This is a genomic window from Agarivorans sp. DSG3-1 (assembly GCF_046774965.1).
In the GTDB taxonomy this organism is placed as follows: Bacteria; Pseudomonadota; Gammaproteobacteria; order Enterobacterales; family Celerinatantimonadaceae; genus Agarivorans.
This window is the reverse complement of the sequence record NZ_CP177241.1, coordinates 333693-354337: the sequence shown is the minus strand read 5'-3', so window position 1 is coordinate 354337 and position 20645 is coordinate 333693. Positions and strand designations below refer to the sequence as shown.

Here is a 20645-nt window from a genome sequence, read left to right as displayed (position 1 = left end):
ATCTCTACCTGCATAGTTTATATGTAGGTAATCTAATTTGTAAAGGAAAATGGATTGAAAGTTGTTCGGTACCTTAATAATGGTAGCACAAGGATTTCTTTAGTTGATAAAGGCTGGATTCCAATTTCCTATCACTCCACGATATTTTTAAACATATCCAAGTCTGGTAGTTCGACTAACACCAAGCAAAAAATTGCTTATGAGCTGAAGTTTTTTCTCAGCTGGCTAAAACTAAAGAAGATTGATCTTGTTGAGCGAGTAGAACAAGGCGAGTATCTATCACTAGCTGAATGTAACGCCTTCAATCAGGCTGCAAAAATAAGAGCGGATACTGTTCTTTCTGAGAAAGTAAGCATGATGAATCCTTTGTCAGACAAGCACTTAAGTAATGCAATATTTGCTGAATCAATCGAAAGAGCGAGAGTAGCGCCATCCGTTACAAACAGTAGAATCATCACAACTGTTGAGTATATAGATTTTATTAGTAGGGAAGTACACGGTCTAGGCAGGACTCCAGATTTTGTAGAGTCAAATCTGAATAGCACAATTGATAAGCTCATGGAGGGTAAAAGAAAGCACTCTTCAGCTGCGAGAGCAAGTAAGCAAGCTAAAAGAGCAGAATCCCCAATTCCGAATGAAATATTTTATAAATTCTTAGACATTATAAATCCTGAGTCACCGGAGAACCCATTCAAGCACTCGAAGCTTCGAAATTCATTGATCATTAAGATACTTGTTGTAACTGGTATAAGAAGAGGAGCTGTCGCAAAGCTCAAAATTAGTGACTGCGTATTTACTGGGGACTCTAATCGTATACGGATTACTAGAACTCCCGATGATAAAGAGGATTTCAGGACTGTAAAACCGTCACAAAAAACTGTTCAGCACACTTCGTATGTTGATCCAGAACTAATGGGGAAGATTGATTATTACATAAGTAGCAAGAGATCTAGATACCCTGAATCAGCGAAGCATGAATTTGTATTCATTTCTGAAATGGACTCGCGAGGAACAGACGGTGATCCATTATCTCTTAGCTCAATTAATTACCTCTTTAAAGTTTTATCTAGAGCCATAAATTTCAATGTACACCCACACTTGTTAAGGCACAAATGGAACGAGATGTTTTCAGAAGACACTAGCGACCTGTCAAGCGAAGAAGCATCTTCGCTTAGAAAATACGCAATGGGGTGGGGTCGTAATAGTGACATGGCTGAGTTATACAACCGATTCAAAATGGCTCAAAAAGTGAGTGAGGTTCAACAGAAGCGACAAGCTGAAATAATGAGCAGGACGACGTAAATGGTTACGCACAGCAGAAGAGTTCATAGAGAAAGAGGGGCTAGCAACAATCCCTCTCGCGAATCATCATTCACGGCAAAGTCAGGGTTTACTTTTAATATCGATACGCCTAACTGGGATGTCGACAGAAAAAGAACCCTAACGATTTCAAGACTAGACCACCTGAAACTAACTGAAAGAGAGTTGACTGATCTTAGGTACGCTTTTGCCGTCATTGCTACAACTAGGCCTTATGGCTCAGTAAATAAGTTTCTATCCGGCGTAATAAATAGCAACATTCAGTCTTTAACATCAGGAGGTGTAACTAACATAAAGTCAGAAATTGGAGTCTCACAAGTAGATAGCCTTAAAGCTATAGCGAGAGAGCTGAAAAAGATTGATAAAGATTATTACGCTAACTTTCATGATGAAATTTTCTCATTGAGAATTAGCGAAGGATACGACGTATCTTCAATCTATGATGTTGAAACAGGTGCGTTAAGTGAATATGAATTTGGAGATCTAACAGAAAAATTAAACATTTATAGCAGCAATGTGGATACATGGCATGATGAAGCCGATAGCCTCAGAACTAGTAGGCACCACACAAGTTTTTCAACGCGTGAAAGATTATTGGTGGCTAGGTTTACGGTGATATTTTCTCGCCGCCCTAGTCAAATTGCTGCTATTAAGTGGTGCGATTTATCAATCACACAAACTGAGCTTGGGGATGAGCTTGAGCTATCAGTCCCTATGATAAAGCAGGGTGATGATTTCAGAGAGGCATTTGAAGTAACCCCCCTCAAACTTCTTCACGATCTGGCCATAGAGGTGTTTAATTATCGAAAATTTTACCTCGAAGAATTAAAGACAATGCTTGAGAGAAACAATATTAAAGAGGTAGATTTAGATAAGATCATGTCTCTCCTTCCTTTATTTCCAGAAAAAAAACTATTCGATCTTGAAGTTAAAAGTAAAGAGAAATTTCTAACCTCTTTCGGTGAAAAATCCCCATCATTTCATTTAACTAGCGACAACATTAAGACTAGATTTAACAGAATGATGGATATTATTAGACCCGAAAGCGACAGGCTATCGCCTGAAAACTACCGAATTGGCAATAATCGACTTCGGCATACAGCGGGGACAACTCTTGCGATGCAAGGTTACGACGCATTATCAATCGCGCAGTCACTTGGTAATACTCCTTATTCAGCTAGGTTTTATGTGGATATGTCTGACGAAGTTAGAGTAAGTATAGATGAAGCCTTTAAGGCTAATACACTCCTGTCAAAATCCTTCTCTGGCTCGCTGACTTCCGAAATAACTGCTGGAGAGGTGGCTATTGAAGACATGTCTCTTAGGGAGCTAGGTAAATCAACAAGGGCAGATACCTGTGAGAAATGCACTAAAGCTAGGCCTATCGGTTGTTATGGATGCAATTCGTTTAGGCCGCTAATTACAGCTGACCATAAATCCAAATTGTTAGAAGTGGAAAACCTTTACGAAAAGAGAAAGAAATCAGGCAATTCTATTATCGCGCTATCTGGGCTTAGAAGAACAATCATCAAAATAAAGGCAACCATTCAAGCCTGTTCGCAAGCGAGAACGTCTCTAATGGGGAGAGGTAAGTGACTATTAATTACCTAGAAAGAAAACTATCAAAATTAATAGAGGAAAATAAAAAACTCTTTACTGAATCGTATTCTAAGGGTGTGATCTACCAGATTAATGAAAATTATGATTCTTACAAATGGAAAGTTAATCTAAAAATTGGACACATGTCTTTTTACTTCTCCAATCTTTTGGCGCCTAAACAACCACCTCGTAATAGACCCTTAGAAAATAAATATCTCTTAGGCGAATACTATTGCGATATCTATAAAGCTTACATCATAAACACTTTGCTTGACCCACATACAACGAAAGGAAAAATAAGAGCAGTAGTAAATATTAGACCGTTTATTGGCTTTATTGAGCAAAAAAATATATTGCTGTCAGCTGTTTGTAGTGATTCATTGTTCTCTTATTATGATTATGTTAAGCATAACTATAACGGTAAATCCATAATCCACCATGCTCAAGAGGCATGTAAGTTCTTAGAATGGTGTAATGACAATAAGTACCTTCAATCAAAATTTAAAATATATCACCCATTTAGCAAAGAAAGAAAAGCCAGTGAATCAACCGCTAACGCTTTAGCAAATAGGAAAAAGAAACTCCCTGAAGATGATATTGTAAAAGCCTGCGGCTCGATATTTAACGTGGTAATGCCCGCTATTGGAGACGATACTGATCTGACGACGAAAGTTCGAGATAGATTTACTGCGGGGCTACTCTCAATTGCATTTGCAAGCCCAAATAGAATGCAGGCTGAAGCATTTTTGATTGTTATTGAAAAGCTAAAAAAGAAGACAGTAAATATCGGGGATAATGCTAAAAATATATACTGGATTAATTGGCAGGGATCTAAGGGTTATAAGGACAATAGGAATCACATACTTTCTCAAATGGCTCCTTATGTAGATAGATCCATGAGGTGGTTTTCTGATGTATGCGAACCTGCAAGGGCCTTATGTAGATTTTATGAGAACCCAAACGCACCTTTGTCATCGATTTTGGGAAAGCTGAAATATTTAGATACGCACAATCTATCTCTAGATAACCCCGTGAATATATACCAGCTTGGAGGAATATTAGAACTTTATAATGGTGACAATATATGCCACAAGAAAATAGATGGATTCCCTTTTAATCCAGATATGAGCTATATACCCACATCGAATGTTTTAAAAAGCTCTCTTTTTGGGCTTCTTCATCGCGATAGTATTCGTCTACCTGAATCATTCAGAAAAGAAAATTTAACATTAAGGGATTATGAAAAATATTGGATTGAATATCTTCTTAAAAACTTAAAAGAGTTTCCGTATAGATATACAACAGAAACGAATAAAGTTAGGTTGTCTACTGCTTTGATCGTTTTCAGAGGAGATCAGTTAGGGTCCGCTGGTTCTAGATTTTCTTTTGGAGGTTCGCCATTTTCAGTAGAGTCATGTGATTTAGGAGAGGTATTCCAAAAAGATTTAGCTCGTTCAAATAATGGCACATCGATATTTTCAAGACATGGATTTTCAGATATATTTAGATTAACACCTCACCAGCCAAGGCACTACCTAAACACTTCCGCTCAAGAGTTAAGATTATCTGACACCGTTATAGCACATTGGTCTGGACGAGAATCAGTTAACGAAAATGCCGTTTATGATCATACAACTGAAGATCAAAAACACGCACGTCTTTCAGAGATCTATCAAGGCGATTACACTACTAGCATTAACCCTATAACAGCTGAAGAGTACGAGAAGCAAACAGGCAGGTGCGCTACACAAATGGCAACTGGAATTTGTGTTCAGCCACTTCATCAGTCACCTTGCACTCACTTATCAGACTGTGAAGAACACTGCATTGGCTGTCACCAGTCATGCCATATAAAAGGGGATAACAACGCTCTATCATTAATGAAGGCCGATTTAAAATCACAACAACTCAGGCTTAAACAAGCTCCACTACTTATTCATACAGATACTAATGTTATATCTAAACGATGGTTCGACCTTCATAGTAAAAAAGTTGAGATGTATATTAATTTAATTGATCTCATGGAAGATGAAAAAATTCCAAACGGAAGCATAATTAGATATGAAGGATCATCTAACAGGCTCCTAATATCAGATATGAGATCAAATTCAATAGAGTACGTACCAATAAAATCGTTGCCTTCAAACATTGATACTACAAAAACAATTAAACCACCTGAAGTAGATGCTGATGTTTTAGACATGATTAATTTACTAGAAAAATATTAACGGCGACTACCAATGAAAAACACTGGAAAAAAAAGCTTAAATAATCGAGATATAAGAAATATCTGTAAGCTGATTGTAGGCTGGAAAAATAAGCTTACATGGAAAAGACTCGTCGACGCAATTAATGATGACCTGGGGATTAGGACCACGCGCCAGACCCTATCGGAATACTTTGCCATTAAACAGGAATACGATCTTAAGAAGTCCGAGCTGCGAGGAGCTACTGTCGTATCAAGAACAGCAGATCCAGCACCTGTTACACACCTACAGAATGAGATTTATAAGCTTAAGAAAGAAGTGGAAATGCTTGAAAGAACAAAAATAAAGCAGTTAGCTATGATTGAACGAATAATGGAAAATGCAAGAGAAATTCCGAACCTAGATATATCAGAACTACTGAAAGTTAGAGATTCTTGATATGGCCGACGAAAGAAAAAAAATGGAAACATTCGGTGAAAAAATTTCCGATTATATGAAGTTTATATGTCCACTCATCACCGATGATGACATCTGTAGTGACGCACTGAATTTGGCCACCTAATTAGAGGTGATATCATCACCATTATTAGGTAGGGAAATTTATGACAAAACGAATAAGACCAACATATTCACTTGAGTTCCGATTGGAAGTGGCTCAACAGGTCGTGGATGAAGGGCGTACCATTCGAGATGTTGCCGAGAGTCTAGGGCTAGGTAAATCCACTATCGATAAATGGGCTCGCCAGTTACGTGATGAGCGTAGCGGTAAACTCTCATCTGCAACCCCTCTTACACCCCAGCTCTCTTGATGCAGGACTCCATCAAAGGTATTCGCTAGTTAGCAACCTTCAAGAGAGCTGGGGTGTAGCGCGGTTATGTCATCTGTTTAGCGTTCATCGCAGTAGCTACAAATATTGGCACAAGCACCCACCAACGCTACAACCTCAGCGTGTGAAGCTGATTGCTGAATTAAAGCGATGGTTTGGTATTAGTCATGATTCAGCTGGTGAACGAACCTTAGTGTCGTTATTGGCGGTATCAGGTTTCAAGGTGAGCCGATGGTTGGTCAACAAGCTGATGAAACAAGAAGGACTTGTGAGTCGACAATTACCTACTCACAAATACGCTAAAGCAGAGAAAGCGCACTTGAGTATCCCTAACGTGTTGGGGCGTCAATTTACTCCAGACGCACCCAACCAAGTATGGTGCGGTGATGTTACGTATGTATGGACGGGTTCAAAGTGGCTTTATCTTGCGGTAGTACTGGATTTATATGCTCGCAAGGTGGTTGGTTGGGCAACCTCTTCAAGTCCTAACAGTGAGTTAACGAAAAAGGCATTGAGGATGGCATTCGAAAGCCGACAACGCCCAAGTAAGCTGATATTTCATAGTGACCAGGGTTGTCACTACACTAGTCAATCATTCAGGCAGCAGCTTTGGCGTTATGGCATACGCCAGAGCTTAAGTCGACGAGGTAATTGCTGGGATAATAGCCCCATGGAGAGGTTCTTTCGCAGCTTCAAAACAGAATGGATGCCAAGAGTTGGATATAAGAAATTTACTGAGGCAGCAAGTTCAATAACGCAGTACATTGTTGGCTATTACAATCAGCATAGGCCGCATCAGCGTAATAGTGGAGCGTCCCCCTTAAAAGCTGAGCAACAATACTTTGGAACTTATAACGGAGTGGCCAAATTTAGTTGACCACTACACTATGCCTAACCACAAGTGAGGTATTAAAATCCGTTAGGGCTATTTGCATTAGATGTTCTCGTCTTATTAAGGCCTATAGCCGACGTATTCACATTCTAACTCTTCAGTAGATGTAGATTTCTATTACAGTCTTTTAGGTCAATAATAGCCTGTGCAGTTTCGGCTCGAAACATCTTAATATCGAAATCGAAATACAGATTTGGGGCAATCTTGTGGATAGATTTTTTTGTGTGTGTAAATTCAATAACGCCATAGGGTGTCGAAAAAGTTCCACTTCGCCCTTTTGTCATCACCGTTAGTCTGTCCATGAGTACCTGAGATATCTCCCCCGTATAGCTCAGCTGACTTTCTAAGCTAATGTAACTAAGAACATCTCCGCGGAGCTTACCAATTATGTCATAGATTGCTGTGGCCTGCTCAGGCGGTGTGAGTACACTTTCAAATATCCCAGCTGCATCTCTACGTAGCAGGCCTTTATTTACGCAATCGGCGAGAAATTTAGTGAATGCGGGAGTGTGTTGTTCCTTGAGCATAAAGGCCAACTCTGGTGCGGTGTGAATACCGGCCCCAGCTTTAACCGCACTAGCAAATACCAATAATAATCGCTCTTTCTTATTCACGTAAGGTCTACAATTTATTACCCATTAAGTAATAAATTGTAGACCTTACGTATTTTCAAATCAATGTCGTGCTATAAAGTGACGATAGACATAGCTATTTTAAACTCCTTATTAGATACAATAATCCGTTAGGAAAAATGATTTAAAGTCCGTGAATCAGTATATTGGAACAATAGTTAGTGTATCGCTCCCAACAGGAGCTCAACTCAGTTAATTGAATGGCGTGCTGGTATTGTGTTCTTGGTGCGGTAATGAGGGAAGCATGCAGATTAAATCACAGACTTCAGTTAGTCCATTGCATCAGGATATCTACTTCGATGAGCAATTCGAATTGTACTTTGTCTCTGACATTCATGGTGAATATGCACTTCTAATGAAGGCATTAATTGAATTAGGCTTTCGTTTTCCTTTAGGTGGGGTAATTCGAGATATTTTGGTTATCGGTGGGGATTTAATTGACCGCGGTGACCAATCGTTGGAGATGCTAGGAGCCGCTCGTTTCAACCCTGCCTTTATTAGTATTGCCGGTAACCATGAAATTATGGCAAGTGCAGCATGTCGAGGAAATAAAGAACAAGCCATTTTGTGGCAATACAATGGTGGTGAATGGTCAGATAAAGTTGACAAGTATCACCTAAAAGACATGGTTGATTTTGCTGCTAATAGACCGTTAGCACTGACTATCCATACTTCTATGCACAAAATTGGTGTATGCCATGCAGAGGTACCGTCACCCTACAACTGGCAAGAATTAATCAGCTCTCTCGAGAGTAAAACGTTAAGTTCAGATGAGCAGAAAGCCTTATTAGCTGGGAGGAAAGATTTCAAACAGAGAAAAAATCACTATGTCGAAGGTGTTGATGCGGTTGTTTTAGGGCACAACATGATTGAAGGGATGCAACCTTTGGTATTAGGTAATCGATACTATATAGATGCGGGAATGTCATATGGAGACCGCACCCTACTATTAAAGTATCATATAGGCGGAGAGCACATGGGGCTATTTCAGTCATTTGGATTTTCAAAAGAGCCTATAACAGGGACGTTAAACCTTCTTGAGTAAACTAATTTAACCAATGCTTCGTATATTGGCTGTTCGAGGCACAGAATACTGTGGCAAAGTCGAGCATCATCTTCCAATCTACTTCAAGCTTAATTGATTCTAAAGTTTGAACCAAACGTGGCTTACTAAAAGCCTACTGCTTAGCTCCCTTCAGCAATGAAATGGCTTCATCAAATCTTAGAGTTTTTTCATCTTTATCAACAGAGTTTAAAGCAAATGACTGTCTTTCATAGGCTAACTGCTTTTGTAGACTGTTTTGACAAATGTAGCATGATAGATGCTAAAGCTGTGTTCATCAGGCAAGCAGGGGGGTAACACTAAGTTTGAGCCTACCATCTTTTTAACGAGTTTAGCTATTCGCTTAAGCAAAGGTATTTTGGACTAGTGTACGTACGGAAAAACCGGAAAATCGCTATGGATGTTTGTAATTCATTAATAAGCATATTTGTAGCAACTACCGTGAACCAGCGTATTTGTTAATGGAAAGGAATGAGATATACCACGGATGCCCAACAGTCAAATTAAAGCAAAAATGATCAATCTTTATTAGAAAAGTAACAAACTTTATTGTCTGCTGGCATCACCAGTGAGCTAAAGTGCTGTGTCCCAAATGGGACAGCAAGAAATCATGCGAGGAAACAACCCTGGTCATTACTAAATGCAGTCAGCTGCGTTAATAGTAAACTAAGTGTTTTGTGCTCTATTTTTCGTTATTCACCATTCCAATACTATTCGTACGGAGTTATCCAGCAGGCTAACTCCGTCTTATTTTGTGAGTTAACCCCGGAGTCATTACTAAATGCAGTCAGCTGCGTTAATAGTAAACTAAGTGTTTTGTGCTCTATTTTTCGTTATTCACCATTCCAATACTATTCGTACGGAGTTATCCAGCAGGCTAACTCCGTCTTATTTTGGGAGTTAACCCCGGAGTCATTACTAATTGTAGTTAGCTCGTTTACCGGTCGGAGGGCAATATAGTTTGAGTGGTACAACAATTTTCCATGCTGTATCAACCTACATGGACGTTAAAGTTTGACCGTTTTCAGTTACATTACGCTAGTCAAAGTTAAGAATATGACAATAAATATTGGTCCATTTTAAACACGTTGCTGGACAAAAGTGAGTCGCCAATTTAACCAGTTTGTACTTTACAGATTAGTTTTACGAGGCTAGAAAAGGTTATGTTTGATTCATTGTTTCATTAAGTAACTGAACGTGTTGAATGAAAATATCCCCTGCCAATGATAACTTATCGTCACTTGGGTAGATAACTTCTGCACTCCAAACAACGGGTACGGAACCTTCAATGTGGAATTGCACAATGGTTTCCTCCTCGGTTAATTGTCGAACGGCAAATCCCGGAACAATTGCCCAACCTATTTGTGCAATAACCATCTCAATCGTGGTATGGAGGTTGTTCGAAATGATCACGTTATCGCTTTCTACATGTCCTTTATCTAAACCGTATTGAAAGACAAACTTAGGAACAACTTGTGTGTGCTCTGCAAGCTCCTGAGTTGAAACCACTGCTCCTTGAGCAAAGAGATTGCTATGGGCAGCACATATGGTTTGAAAGTTAAAGGCGCTAATGGAAACTAACTCTTCTTCTAGCGTGAAGGGAGAAGCCCTGAGCCCCATGTCAGCAAGGCCACTCTGCACCCAAACTTTTATTTGCTCAGTGTTTCCTGTAAGCACTTCTAGTTCAATGGTCGGTATTTCCTCTAGCACTGCTTTAAAGCAGTGAATAACCTCTTGGCTAACTAATAAGCTGTCAATTGCAATGGTAAAACTTGTTGGCAGTTCTTTCTCAAAACTGTTAAGCATTGTGGTGAATTTGTCGGAATCTAGCAAAACGCGTTTGGCTAATTTATAGAGCTTTTTGGCTTCCTTGGTGGCCTCCAGCCTACGCACATGACGCTCAAATAAAATAACATCACAACTTTCTTCAAGGTTAGCTACCAGTTTAGCTATGGCTTGACTGCGCTTGTTTACTTTGATAGCAGCGCTCTTAAAACTGCCAGTTTCATACGTTAATACAAAGGCTTGTAGCTGCGATAATGAGAAATCCATGCCTTATCCTTGATAGTTTCTCTACATTATAAACAACTTTAGGTTGTTTATTGGAATTTCTTTTAACAAAAAAAGGAGTTCATGATGGCTCCATCAACACGAACTAGGCAAAAGGTCCTAATTCAACAAATCACTTGGAGCTTATTATGAAAAAATCAATCATCGCATTAACACTTGCAGCAACGACAACGTTCGGTATTTCAGCAACTGCTCAAGCTTGTTCTTACTCTTACGTTACTGATGCACAAGGCAATCATTTCGTAAGTCGTACCAATGAGCTACCAATGGAAACCGAAGAGAGCCTTATCGTTGTTCCTCGTGGCCACGAGTTCCGTGATTCAACGGCGAAATACGGTTTTGTAGGCATGCGCCATGGCGATACTCAAATGATTTCATCAGGTCTGAATGAGCACGGTGTGAACATTGAAGCACTTGGTTTCTGGGCGGCTGAATACTCAGACGCAAAACAAGGTGATGCAACATCGCTATCTATCATGTCAACCATGCTAGGTAATGCAAAATCGACTGATGAAGCAGTAGAAATTGCCAAGAAAATGGTCGTTGTTTATGAAGACATGAAACAATTCAACGGTGTAACCGTAGCGTTCCACTATGCAATTAACGACGGAAAACGTGCCGTTGTGATTGAGCACGAAGGTGGTGAAGCGGTTGTTTATGAAAACACTCTTGGTGTAATGACCAACGACCCGGGCTACGCAGCACAAGAAAAGATGGCGAAAGAAGCCATTGAAAAATCAAACGCACGTAAAGGCGATGACATGCAAGTATTCGCAGGTTTTGACACTAGCTCAGAAGAGCGCTTCTCTCGCATCGCAGCGCTCAATGCAGCTTACGAAAATAACGCACCTGCTAATGATGCCCGTGATGAAGGCTTGAACCGTGCGTTCTCAATGCTGAACAACATGGAGCTTGTACCTGGTTCAATGTACTGGGAATTCATGTCACCACTACCACAGATGATTGCTTACGGTAACGTTGTTGATATCGAGGACAAAGCTTACTACTTTCGCACCTACGACAACCCATCGCTGCGTAAAATTGACCTAGACGACATTGACTTTGATAGCGTGCCTTACTCTGCTAGCCCAATCTATGGTCAGCAACCGACATTCAATGTGTTAACTGCGAAATAAATCTAACCAGCCATTGATTTAAGCTGAGGTGCATAATCTGCACCTCTTTTTGAGGGACTCTCCTATGAAATCTAAATCTATTGTTACCTTACTGCTTACCATCGGACTAGTCAGTTCACCCTTGGTGGTTGCCAGCAACGCCAAACAGCAAGTGTTTGATACTGCTCACAACATGTGGGAACACGCTCGCAATGCTCAACTTGAACGTATGTGGGAAAATGCTCCAACCGATCATACTTACTTTGTGGCAGGCCTGCCTCTTTGGTCAAAACAAGAGACCTTAGATACCTTCACTGCAATGTTTGAAGGCGTGGTCAGCCAAGATATTGAAGTGGTTCGTGAAGAAGTGACGATGCTATCAGAGACAGCAGCACTCTACACCGCTGACATGACATACACTCAGTATGACGCCGACAACAATCTGTTAGTGCCAACTTCACCGTACTCGATGACAATTGTGTTTGTATTGCGTGATGGGAAATGGATGAACCTGCATTCTCATCAGTCGTTTCCATAAACCGCTGATTATAAGTTGGTTCTTTAGTGTATAGGCGTGTTGGCAGAAGCTCAGCTGCACGCCTTGATGATATTTTCTCGAAACTAGTAGCAAAGTTTGCTCTCTCACACAAAGTCAGACATTCAGGTCATTCAATGACTTCCTTCAACCGCATCACTCTCTCGATAAACACATCCGCCGCTAAACTTAGCTGATCTTCATTTGGGTAATAGAGCATGGCATGCCAACTTACTGGCGTTGAGCCTTCAGCATAAAATTCATTCAGCACTCCTGCATCTAAAAAGCTTCTAACTTTAAAACTTGGAACCCTAGCCCATCCGGCACCCGCTTGCAGCATAGCTAACACTTCATCAAATCCTGTACATATGATCGTTCTATCACTGAGTACGTAGCGTTTTTCATGCCCAAAATCGTAGATAAACTTAGGGACTATTTGTGTCATATCACTCTGTTCTTCCTGCGTTAATACCGCACCAGAAGTAACAACTTTAGAAGAAGCCACTTCCGCCGTTGAAAAATTGAATGCGACCATTTCTTGAACATCCTCGAATTGTATTAAGGCAGAAAAAACTAAAGCGACCTCCACTTCACCGGACTTCATCCATTCAATAACTTGCGTCGTATCACCACTTTTAACGACGAGATCGATATTCGGAAACTCTTTCAATACTTCTAAATAACACTGAGTGACAGCTTCAGACGACAAGTAACTGTCAATAGCAACCGTAAAAGTGTTGGGTAATAGCCTGTCAAAACTAGCAAGCTGCGCGTTTAATTTTTCACTCTCTAGCATCATGCGTTTGGCGTGACGATAAAGCTTTTTACCCTCTTCGGTGAGATGTAGCTGCCTAACTCGACGCTCAAAAAGTAACACATTGCAACTGTCCTCCATCATGGAGATAAACCTTGCCACTACTTGGCTACTCTTGTTGAGTTTAATGGCAGCCGCCTTAAAGCTGCCTTCTTCAACAGTCGCCACAAAAGCTTGCAACTGGTTTAATGAATAATCCATCTGGACTACCTCTCTACATCTATAGACATCATTATGATGTTTAATATCGTTAACGTAAAATCTTTTTGTTGGTGATAATAGTTTCAACAGCAAAACACATCAGTACTACACACTGTTTGAACTATTTAAATGAGGGTACAACCATGAAAAAGACTTTACTAACTCTAGCAACGGCAGCGGCACTCACTGCGGGTTTGGCAGCGACAGCAAACGCTTGTTCTTACTCCACCTTCGAAGTCGATGGTAATGCCTTCGTATCACGTACAATGGAAGCACCAGATTTTATGGGCGAGCACTTCGTGACAGTTCCTCGTGGCTACGAAATCAACGGCAAGTCGGGTGAGTATGGTTTCGTTGGTATGCGCCATGCTGATACGGAGTGGATTTCATCGGGTCTGAACGAACATGGCGTAAACATTGAATCTCTTGCACTAATTGAATCTTCATACCTTGAAGAAGGCAAAGGCGACATTAACTACCTAGAAGTCGTTGGCCATGTGCTAGCAAACGCCAAAACAGTAGACGAAGCCGTTGAACTACTCAACAAAACTAAAGTAGAAACCACAAAAATCAAAGTGGCTCACGACATGGAAATTGGTATGCACTTCGCCATTCGTGATAAAGAGCGTGCGATTGTCGTTGAATATGTGGATGGCTCTGGCTACCCAACTATCTACGAAAATGAAGTGGGCGTAATGACCAATGACCCTGAATACCCAGAGCAATTAAAGAGTGCTCAAAAGCACATTGATGCTGCAACCGCGCGTACTGATGAGACAGTAGACATCTGGAATAAAATAGATTCTGGCTCAGATGGCCGCTTCGCTCACCTAGCTACAATCAATGCTGAATACAAAAACCGTGGTGCAGATTCCGACGAGCGGAACAATGGTTTAGGGCGCGCTTTCTCTATCCTAAATGCTATGGAAATTGTACCAAGCACAATGTACTGGTTATGGGTTTCTCCTAGCTCGCAAATGATTGGTTACGGCAATGTAGTAGACATTGAAAACAATGATTACTACTACCGTACAGTGAACAACCCAGACATCCGTAAAGTTGACTTAGATAAGATTGATTTTGGTACTATTGAATACTCAGCGCAAGACATCTACAAGCAAGAGCCAACATTCACTGAAATTACATTTACGAAGTAATAGCGGAACAGTTTCTAGAAACCGATCTACCCGTATTTCACAGAGCTGATTCAACTGAATAAGCTCTGTGATTTTAAATGAGTTATCCTAACCTGACTTGTTCTTTATCATTTTTGCTAAAGCCGTTGATTTAAGTGATTTCGGGGCAAAACGATTTAGAACGGCCGCTTTAAATCGTTTTGTAACAGAAATGAGTTACAATCTTTAGAGCACTCTTACTTTACAGGTTACTTCTTGTATTGCTAAACATTCAGTAATTACTTTTTATTAAAAACGACATATACACCCTCAAAAGTAGCAACCAACTCATCAGCACAAAATAGATTGCAGGCTATTTGAACACGTCCTTTGCCTTTACGTTGAAACGCACGATGAAACCGAGACCACAGTGTATGGTTGTCATACTTACATATTGCACGAACATCACCATTGGCGGGTTTCAGGTATCGAATGTTATTTTCTTGAATAACAATTTGATGCTTTTCACCCTCCAACTGGGCATAAACTAAAGACCAACCAGCTAGAATACCGACAACAGATAAGCTGCCACCAAACACCGTATTCATGTGGTTGATGTTTATTTTCAATGGTGCGGTAAGCTCGATATTTTTGACGCTACAAGTATTCACCCCGATACCCAGAGATTTTGATACTGGTATATGATGATGAAGGTAGGCTTCAAACTCTCTATTTTTCATATAGACCGTTACCTTTTCAGAGCGCCAAAATAGTGTAAAAGTTCGATTGAGTGGGAGGCAGAAATTACGCCTTAGCTAATTCAGTTAATACTTGCTTATACGTATCCACTGATTGGGCTCCAGATATAGCACTCTCACGATTGAATACAATCGTTGGAACTCCTGATATACCCGTTTGTTTCCATTGTTGTTCCTGCGATCGGACATGATTTCGTATATTATCGTCATCCAGACTTTTCATTGCATCTTCTACATTGAGACCCACACTTTGCAGTTCTTGCCTGAGAATGCTTTTGTTAGAAATATCTTTTTGCTCGCTATAAAACGAAGCAAATAATCGATTTTTAAGCTCGGTTTGCTTACCTACTTTTTTTGCGTATTCGAGAAGAATATGAGCATCAAGCGTATTTACCGCTTTTAGTCCGTCAAAGTAATCGAACTTAAATCCAACGTCTTCTCCAAGCTCTGTCATCTCTTTTCTGAAACGAATACTGTCTTCTAATGTGGTGCCGTACTTTCTTTTGAAGTGGGCACGTAAGTCTTCACCTTCAGGCGGCATATCTGGATTTAGCTGAAACGGTTGCCACTCAATCTCAATGTTATCTTCTATACCAAGCTCTTTTATGGCGGCATCTAAACGCTTATAACCGATAATGCACCAAGGGCAAACCACATCTGACACTATATCTAATTTGATTTTCTTACTCATATTTTTCCTAATACTCCCATGATGTTAGCCTTTGATTTATTTTCTAAAATAACATTAAGCAGAACACAAACTTATTGACCATTTGTATTCTGCTCATTTTCACAGTAGAAAACTGGCGGTTTTATAATTTTTGCTCGCTAAGCTGCATTATAGGAATAGCATTGGTGAAATTCGGCACATCGGCTTTAATTTTTGCTGCATGTGGGCCAAAAGCTGTTTGAAATGACTCTATAGAATCAAATGAAATGGTACTGATTGCCACATAGGGTGCGGCTTCTCCGGGAACAACACTGGCAATGCCTGCATCGACAGTAGCCCCTGTTACTGCCTCTCCCAAAAGCTCTCCGATCATAGGAACATGTTTATTGCAGTAGTAATCAAAGTCAAAAGTGACATCATCTTTATTTGGGTACAGTACGTATACTTTAATCATTGTTTTTACCTTTTTTAATCTGAGTTTTAAGTTATTGGTTTTACATTTTGTTCTTGGGCATTGCTTTGCCAATCATTGACTCACCCATTGTGGCCTGCTTTTGGTGGGAGATTATTCCAGAAAGAATAGCCGCCATTCGATTGCGTTTACCGGGAACCACAACCGCTTTTTTACCTAAACCGTTGATAGCAATTTCGGCTACTTCCGCAGGGTCTTTTGCAACCATTGGCAATTTAGACCAGTCAATGCCATTATCAGCAGTCATCGGTGTGCTAGTTAGCCCCGGAGAAAGAACGGTTACATCAATACCCTTGGGTTTAAGCTCGCCATGAAGAGAAGCACCTAGTTGTAGAACATAGGCTTTGGTACCTGCATAATTTGAAAAATATGGAGAAACCATATGACCAGAAAGGCTTGATACCATTAGAATGCCACCGCGTTTTCTTTCCACCATCGCTGGTGTAAAGTGGTGGGTAAGTTGTAATACAGAGGTAACATTAAGCTGCACCATCTGTAATTCTTTAGCTAACGATGTCTTAGCAAATGAACCATTTATTTCAACACCTGCTGCGAGTACCAACAAACCTATTTCTTGCTTCACCTGCTTAACTTTTTCAACCCCTTCAGTCGTACCTAAATCTGCTGAAACAATCATTGTTTTAATTCCATAGCGATCCGCAAGCAATGCTGCGTGCTCTTCAAGTTCTTTTTCTCGACGAGCAACCAAAACAATATTCAATCCTTTTGCTGCAATTTGACTCGCCATTTCAGCACCGATGCCAGACGTTGCACCTGTGATAAGAGCCCAATCACCATATTTTTCTTTAAAGCTGATACCCATTATTCGTTACCTTTATCTGTGTTTAGCTGATGGGGTAACTATATGGAAATTGGAGAAGGTAGGCTCTTCAGAAAAGTTCAAATATTGCTCAGATTAGCTCAAACGAGCCAATCGGTACGGAAGGAATAGGTGTATGGTGTCAGGCTAAACGAAATTCAGAAGGAGATAGACCGGTTTGTCCTTTGAAGGTACGGTTAAAGGTGGAAATCGATTCGAAACCCGTTTCAAAAACGATGTCAGAGATACGTAAGTTATTATCTTTCAGTAACACCTTAGCTTTGTTGATTTTTAATTTGGTAATGTATTTCATTGGTGGTTCTGAATACACCTCTTTAAACTTACGTTTAAAGGTAGAAACACTCATATGACACAATGCCGCCAACTCATTCACACTCAGATCCGCATACAGATTACTTTGGATAATATCTTCAAATTTGGCAAAATTAGGTTTAAACATGGAAGCAAGAAAATCGAGTTCAGACGGGGCATTGGTTCTTTTCGCCATAAGAATGACAAATTCACGTAGCTTACTCTCGATAAGTAAATCATCCGCCAACTCTGGAGAGTCTAGCAATATGCTAATGCTGTCGCGATAGTGCTCAAGCAATCTATCCACTTCAACCTGCATAATATTATAATCAACCCTGTAGTTTGACTGGCTAATATCAAAGTTAAACAGTGACTGAAATATTTCAGGGTAAAGCAAGATGCCAATCGCTTCACCTACACCTTCATCATTATGGTAGCTGGTATTTTCATAAAAGTAGTTGGTGCATTTTGCTAGTACTCCGCAGTTTTTGTTCAATGAAACAGATTCTGTCTGCTCCCTGACGTTAAAATCGCCATTAGTAACAAACGCAAAGCACGCTTCGCTGTCTACAAATACACGTGGCATACGTTTGAAACGGGGTATATCTTGTTTTTGAAAAACAACACGTCCGTTATATTTGATTGTTTTCATTTTAAAGGCACCATTCAATAACACTACGATAAGGATAAATCCGATTAAAGTTGTCTACTCGCTGGCTAACTGACTACACAATGCGTCTTCTAATTCAACAGCAAGGTAGCGGAGCGTGTTACCTACCTTTGTATGTTCGGGTGAAAGCTGTACCACTCGAATGTCTTTAGTTTTTATATAGACAAGTGTTGCTTTGGTTCACCTCATAGAATGATTGCCATAAAGGTTAGCGGCTAACCCAAGATTTGACGCCCATTTTCTAAGTAGGGAGCGATAGTACGAATAGCTAATCGCTTTGTGCTCACCTCTTTGGCTTGGTAGTATGGGAAGCCTCGTTTCTGTAACCAAATTTTCTATTCCGTAACAAAGCTAGATTCGATAATAGTCTGCACATAACCTATTTTTCAAATGAACTAAATACAAGCATGAATGCACGTATAGATTGAGCAAGAGATTCATGTGGTCTGCGCCCTCTTGATTGAACTTTAAGACCTTGGCGAAACGTAAGGAAAAAGTCGGTTAGATGCTCTGCATCTATGCCATCAACAAGTCGTTCTGTTTTCTCATATTGAGTAAAAAATGCCAGTACTGCGATACGACCTTGTTCAAACTTGCCTACAACATAGTCATAAAGATAAGGTTCGTTTGAATTTAGCTCAACAATACTGTTTGTCATTAAGCAGCCATAGGTGAGTAACTCATTCTCTGGATTTAATAACTCACTATCAAATAAATATTGAAGATTTTCTGATATTGATTTATCCGTGTCGAGTCTCTTTAGTATCACAGACATGTGATGTTCAACATAGAAATCTACAATACATTTAAACACGGCTTCTTTGTTACCAAAAGCGTTGTAAATGCTGGTTTTTGTTAGTCCTGTAACAATCGACAATTGATCCACTTTAGTTGACGCATAACCATGCTGCCAAAAATATTTGGCCATAATCCCAAGTACTTCTACCTCGTCAAACTGTCTTTTTTTTGCCATTTTCCTCAACAACCACATGAAAATTCTTATTGACACATATTGTACCAGTTAGTACATTAAATGCAATTGTACTAACTGGTACATTTCACTATTAAATGAGGAACAAGCAATGTTTTCAGCTATAACACTATCACTACTTGGATTTGCCACAACGGTAATCGGAAGTCTGCATTACTTCCTAAAAGTAAAAAAGAACAACCCTCCCAAAAACCCTATCGTCCTTATGCTGGCACTTGGCGCAGGTGTTTTTCTGGGTTTAAGTGCACTGATATGTGGGGGTGATAGATATGGATTGGAGCTTTGTTTTCGTTGCAATTATGGCCAGTTTTTCCATATTGCTTGGTGGTAAATTCATTTGGGTATTTAGTCAAAAAGACACCCCATTAGGTGATATTAGAGTTGCAATCGGAGAAACATTTCCACATTTTGAATCAATCACATATAAAAACGAAAAATTTTCAACTGCGGATCTAAAGAATCAGCGTGTGCTTCTTAAATTTTACCGAGGTGCTTGTTGCCCTTATTGTAGCGCCGAGTTGAAAATGTTTGATGAAATGAAGCCGATCCTTGACCAATATGGCATTAAGGTTGTTGCGTTGTCGGGAGATACAGCAGAGCAAGCTAAAGCGCACATTAAACGAGATAACTTAGACCTTCTTCTTTTGTCAGATCCAGAGCTGAAAGTCGTTAGACAATATGGCGTTGAACATCATAAGGCTTTAGGGGCTGACTCATCCAAAACCAAAACAGTATTAGGGTTACCATTTCCTACCTCATTTGAATACAAATCTATGTCTATCCCCACATCGATTTTAATTGATGAACATGGCGTCATCCAATGGATAGATCAGTCTGAAGATTATCGACTAAGAGCAAGTGAAGAACGATTAACTCAAGCCTTACGAAATGCTTTCACCATTAATAAATAATAAGAGAATTATTATGTTTAACTACCACGATATTGAAACCGCACCAGAAGCCTCAAAGGCAATAATGGAGCAATCTAAAAAAGCACTTGGTCTAATTCCTAATTTACATAGAGTGTTAGCAGATGCCCCTGCAACTTATCAAGCTTATTTGAAGACTTATGAGTTATTCACGCAAAGTACGCTATTCAGTCCACTCGAAGCTCAAGTGGTTCTGATGACCTCAAACTTTGAAAACAATTGCCATTATTGCGTACCTGGCCATACGTGGATCATGAAATCTGCCAATATGCCAGAAAGCATTATTGAAGCACTACGAGAAGGAAATGAGTTACCTGATGCCAAACTGCAAGCACTGCATGTCTTTACTAAAGAGCTACTAGATAATCGTGGCCATATAGGTGATGAAAAATTGCAGAATTTTCTAGATGCAGGATATACAGAGCGTCATGCGCTTGAAGTATTGACAGGCTTAGCTTGCAAACTCATTTCAAATTTCACCAATGCATTATCTCGCACACCCGTTGATGAACCTTTAAAGGTTTTTGATTGGACCCACCCTTCAGAAAGGTAAGAGCAAACCCAAGAGAGTATCTACTGGTACTCTCTTTTAATAGCCGTGTATTTTCATAAGTATATGTATGGAGAAATACA

At 40.0% G+C, this 20645-nt stretch carries 19 protein-coding genes and 1 pseudogene; 11 read left to right on the top strand and 9 right to left on the bottom strand.

The features are described 5' to 3' along the window. The first annotated feature begins 54 nt into the window (after positions 1 to 54). The 5 genes and pseudogenes from ACLD71_RS01685 to ACLD71_RS01665 all read left to right on the top strand — a co-directional run bounded on the left by ACLD71_RS01685 (position 55) and on the right by ACLD71_RS01665 (position 6830). The gene (locus ACLD71_RS01685) at positions 55 to 1302 is read left to right on the top strand and encodes a site-specific integrase (protein ID WP_411992648.1); all 1248 of its coding nucleotides are present in this window, start codon (positions 55 to 57) and stop codon (positions 1300 to 1302) included. Continuing rightward, a complete protein-coding gene (locus tag ACLD71_RS01680; protein ID WP_411992646.1) occupies positions 1303 to 2916 on the top strand; it encodes a hypothetical protein in 1614 nt (537 codons plus the stop codon). Next, complete coding sequence (locus ACLD71_RS01675; protein WP_411992644.1) at positions 2913 to 5147, top strand: hypothetical protein; 2235 nt, start codon at positions 2913 to 2915, stop codon at positions 5145 to 5147. The genes ACLD71_RS01680 and ACLD71_RS01675 overlap by 4 nt, the downstream gene beginning before the upstream one ends. A 12-nt stretch (positions 5148 to 5159) precedes the next feature. Next, a complete protein-coding gene (locus ACLD71_RS01670) occupies positions 5160 to 5564 on the top strand; it encodes a hypothetical protein (RefSeq protein WP_411992642.1) in 405 nt (134 codons plus the stop codon). Between the two features lie 164 nt (positions 5565 to 5728). Next, a pseudogene (locus tag ACLD71_RS01665) lies at positions 5729 to 6830 on the top strand (IS3 family transposase). Between the two features lie 104 nt (positions 6831 to 6934). Here ACLD71_RS01665 and abiEi read toward each other — a convergent pair. Beyond that, a complete protein-coding gene (gene abiEi, locus ACLD71_RS01660; protein ID WP_411992640.1) occupies positions 6935 to 7459 on the bottom strand; it encodes a type IV toxin-antitoxin system AbiEi family antitoxin in 525 nt (174 codons plus the stop codon). 262 nt (positions 7460 to 7721) lie between these two features. On the opposite strand from abiEi, the gene ACLD71_RS01655 reads away from it, so the two are divergent. Continuing rightward, a complete protein-coding gene (locus ACLD71_RS01655) occupies positions 7722 to 8522 on the top strand; it encodes a metallophosphoesterase (protein ID WP_411992638.1) in 801 nt (266 codons plus the stop codon). Between the two features lie 1179 nt (positions 8523 to 9701). Here ACLD71_RS01655 and ACLD71_RS01650 read toward each other — a convergent pair. After that, the gene (locus ACLD71_RS01650) at positions 9702 to 10592 is read right to left on the bottom strand and encodes a LysR family transcriptional regulator (RefSeq protein WP_152780506.1); all 891 of its coding nucleotides are present in this window, start codon (positions 10590 to 10592) and stop codon (positions 9702 to 9704) included. 146 nt (positions 10593 to 10738) lie between these two features. Between ACLD71_RS01650 and ACLD71_RS01645 the strand changes: the two genes are divergently transcribed. Together ACLD71_RS01645 and ACLD71_RS01640 are read left to right on the top strand one after the other, a co-directional pair. Next, positions 10739 to 11746 carry a linear amide C-N hydrolase gene (locus ACLD71_RS01645; RefSeq protein WP_152780508.1) on the top strand — a complete coding sequence of 336 codons (1008 nt, stop codon included), beginning with the start codon at positions 10739 to 10741 and terminating at the stop codon, positions 11744 to 11746. 64 nt (positions 11747 to 11810) lie between these two features. Beyond that, positions 11811 to 12263 (top strand): nuclear transport factor 2 family protein, encoded by a 453-nt coding sequence (locus ACLD71_RS01640; RefSeq protein WP_411992635.1) that lies wholly within the window; start codon positions 11811 to 11813, stop codon positions 12261 to 12263. Positions 12264 to 12390: 127 nt separating this feature from the next. On the opposite strand, the gene ACLD71_RS01635 is transcribed toward ACLD71_RS01640, so the two are convergent. Further along, positions 12391 to 13275: a LysR family transcriptional regulator gene (locus tag ACLD71_RS01635; protein ID WP_152780512.1), complete on the bottom strand. Its 885-nt coding sequence runs from the start codon at positions 13273 to 13275 to the stop codon at positions 12391 to 12393. A gap of 143 nt (positions 13276 to 13418) precedes the next feature. On the opposite strand from ACLD71_RS01635, the gene ACLD71_RS01630 reads away from it, so the two are divergent. Beyond that, positions 13419 to 14432: a linear amide C-N hydrolase gene (locus ACLD71_RS01630; RefSeq protein WP_152780514.1), complete on the top strand. Its 1014-nt coding sequence runs from the start codon at positions 13419 to 13421 to the stop codon at positions 14430 to 14432. Between the two features lie 257 nt (positions 14433 to 14689). Here the strand turns inward: ACLD71_RS01630 and ACLD71_RS01625 are convergent, their stop codons facing one another. From ACLD71_RS01625 to ACLD71_RS01600, 6 genes are all read right to left on the bottom strand, one after another. Next, a complete protein-coding gene (locus ACLD71_RS01625) occupies positions 14690 to 15130 on the bottom strand; it encodes a YiiD C-terminal domain-containing protein (RefSeq protein ID WP_411992633.1) in 441 nt (146 codons plus the stop codon). 64 nt (positions 15131 to 15194) lie between these two features. Beyond that, positions 15195 to 15839 carry a DsbA family oxidoreductase gene (locus ACLD71_RS01620; protein ID WP_411992631.1) on the bottom strand — a complete coding sequence of 215 codons (645 nt, stop codon included), beginning with the start codon at positions 15837 to 15839 and terminating at the stop codon, positions 15195 to 15197. A gap of 121 nt (positions 15840 to 15960) precedes the next feature. Then, positions 15961 to 16272 carry an EthD family reductase gene (locus ACLD71_RS01615; protein ID WP_411992629.1) on the bottom strand — a complete coding sequence of 104 codons (312 nt, stop codon included), beginning with the start codon at positions 16270 to 16272 and terminating at the stop codon, positions 15961 to 15963. A 40-nt stretch (positions 16273 to 16312) separates the two neighbouring features. Then, positions 16313 to 17113: an SDR family NAD(P)-dependent oxidoreductase gene (locus tag ACLD71_RS01610; RefSeq protein ID WP_411992627.1), complete on the bottom strand. Its 801-nt coding sequence runs from the start codon at positions 17111 to 17113 to the stop codon at positions 16313 to 16315. Positions 17114 to 17252: 139 nt separating this feature from the next. Continuing rightward, the gene (locus ACLD71_RS01605) at positions 17253 to 18074 is read right to left on the bottom strand and encodes a helix-turn-helix domain-containing protein (RefSeq protein WP_411992625.1); all 822 of its coding nucleotides are present in this window, start codon (positions 18072 to 18074) and stop codon (positions 17253 to 17255) included. Between the two features lie 397 nt (positions 18075 to 18471). Further along, on the bottom strand, positions 18472 to 19065 hold the full coding sequence (locus ACLD71_RS01600) for a TetR/AcrR family transcriptional regulator (RefSeq protein WP_411992623.1): 594 nt from the start codon (positions 19063 to 19065) through the stop codon (positions 18472 to 18474). Positions 19066 to 19352: 287 nt separating this feature from the next. Between ACLD71_RS01600 and ACLD71_RS01595 the strand changes: the two genes are divergently transcribed. After that, on the top strand, positions 19353 to 19994 hold the full coding sequence (locus ACLD71_RS01595; protein ID WP_411992621.1) for a redoxin domain-containing protein: 642 nt from the start codon (positions 19353 to 19355) through the stop codon (positions 19992 to 19994). Between the two features lie 13 nt (positions 19995 to 20007). Next, the gene (locus ACLD71_RS01590; RefSeq protein WP_411992619.1) at positions 20008 to 20565 is read left to right on the top strand and encodes a carboxymuconolactone decarboxylase family protein; all 558 of its coding nucleotides are present in this window, start codon (positions 20008 to 20010) and stop codon (positions 20563 to 20565) included. The last annotated feature ends 80 nt before the right edge of the window (positions 20566 to 20645 follow it).

What these genes read in the sequence shown, in the direction of transcription:
- ACLD71_RS01680 (WP_411992646.1), top strand. Translation starts at nt 1,303, where the DNA reads ATGGTTACGCACAGCAGAAGAGTTCATAGAGAAAGAGGGGCTAGCAAC.
- ACLD71_RS01670 (WP_411992642.1), top strand. Translation starts at nt 5,160, where the DNA reads ATGAAAAACACTGGAAAAAAAAGCTTAAATAATCGAGATATAAGAAAT.
- ACLD71_RS01655 (WP_411992638.1), top strand. Translation starts at nt 7,722, where the DNA reads ATGCAGATTAAATCACAGACTTCAGTTAGTCCATTGCATCAGGATATC.
- ACLD71_RS01650 (WP_152780506.1), bottom strand. Translation starts at nt 10,592, where the DNA reads ATGGATTTCTCATTATCGCAGCTACAAGCCTTTGTATTAACGTATGAA.
- ACLD71_RS01645 (WP_152780508.1), top strand. Translation starts at nt 10,739, where the DNA reads ATGAAAAAATCAATCATCGCATTAACACTTGCAGCAACGACAACGTTC.
- ACLD71_RS01640 (WP_411992635.1), top strand. Translation starts at nt 11,811, where the DNA reads ATGAAATCTAAATCTATTGTTACCTTACTGCTTACCATCGGACTAGTC.
- ACLD71_RS01635 (WP_152780512.1), bottom strand. Translation starts at nt 13,275, where the DNA reads ATGGATTATTCATTAAACCAGTTGCAAGCTTTTGTGGCGACTGTTGAA.
- ACLD71_RS01630 (WP_152780514.1), top strand. Translation starts at nt 13,419, where the DNA reads ATGAAAAAGACTTTACTAACTCTAGCAACGGCAGCGGCACTCACTGCG.
- ACLD71_RS01625 (WP_411992633.1), bottom strand. Translation starts at nt 15,130, where the DNA reads ATGAAAAATAGAGAGTTTGAAGCCTACCTTCATCATCATATACCAGTA.
- ACLD71_RS01620 (WP_411992631.1), bottom strand. Translation starts at nt 15,839, where the DNA reads ATGAGTAAGAAAATCAAATTAGATATAGTGTCAGATGTGGTTTGCCCT.
- ACLD71_RS01615 (WP_411992629.1), bottom strand. Translation starts at nt 16,272, where the DNA reads ATGATTAAAGTATACGTACTGTACCCAAATAAAGATGATGTCACTTTT.
- ACLD71_RS01610 (WP_411992627.1), bottom strand. Translation starts at nt 17,113, where the DNA reads ATGGGTATCAGCTTTAAAGAAAAATATGGTGATTGGGCTCTTATCACA.
- ACLD71_RS01605 (WP_411992625.1), bottom strand. Translation starts at nt 18,074, where the DNA reads ATGAAAACAATCAAATATAACGGACGTGTTGTTTTTCAAAAACAAGAT.
- ACLD71_RS01600 (WP_411992623.1), bottom strand. Translation starts at nt 19,065, where the DNA reads ATGGCAAAAAAAAGACAGTTTGACGAGGTAGAAGTACTTGGGATTATG.
- ACLD71_RS01595 (WP_411992621.1), top strand. Translation starts at nt 19,353, where the DNA reads ATGGATTGGAGCTTTGTTTTCGTTGCAATTATGGCCAGTTTTTCCATA.
- ACLD71_RS01590 (WP_411992619.1), top strand. Translation starts at nt 20,008, where the DNA reads ATGTTTAACTACCACGATATTGAAACCGCACCAGAAGCCTCAAAGGCA.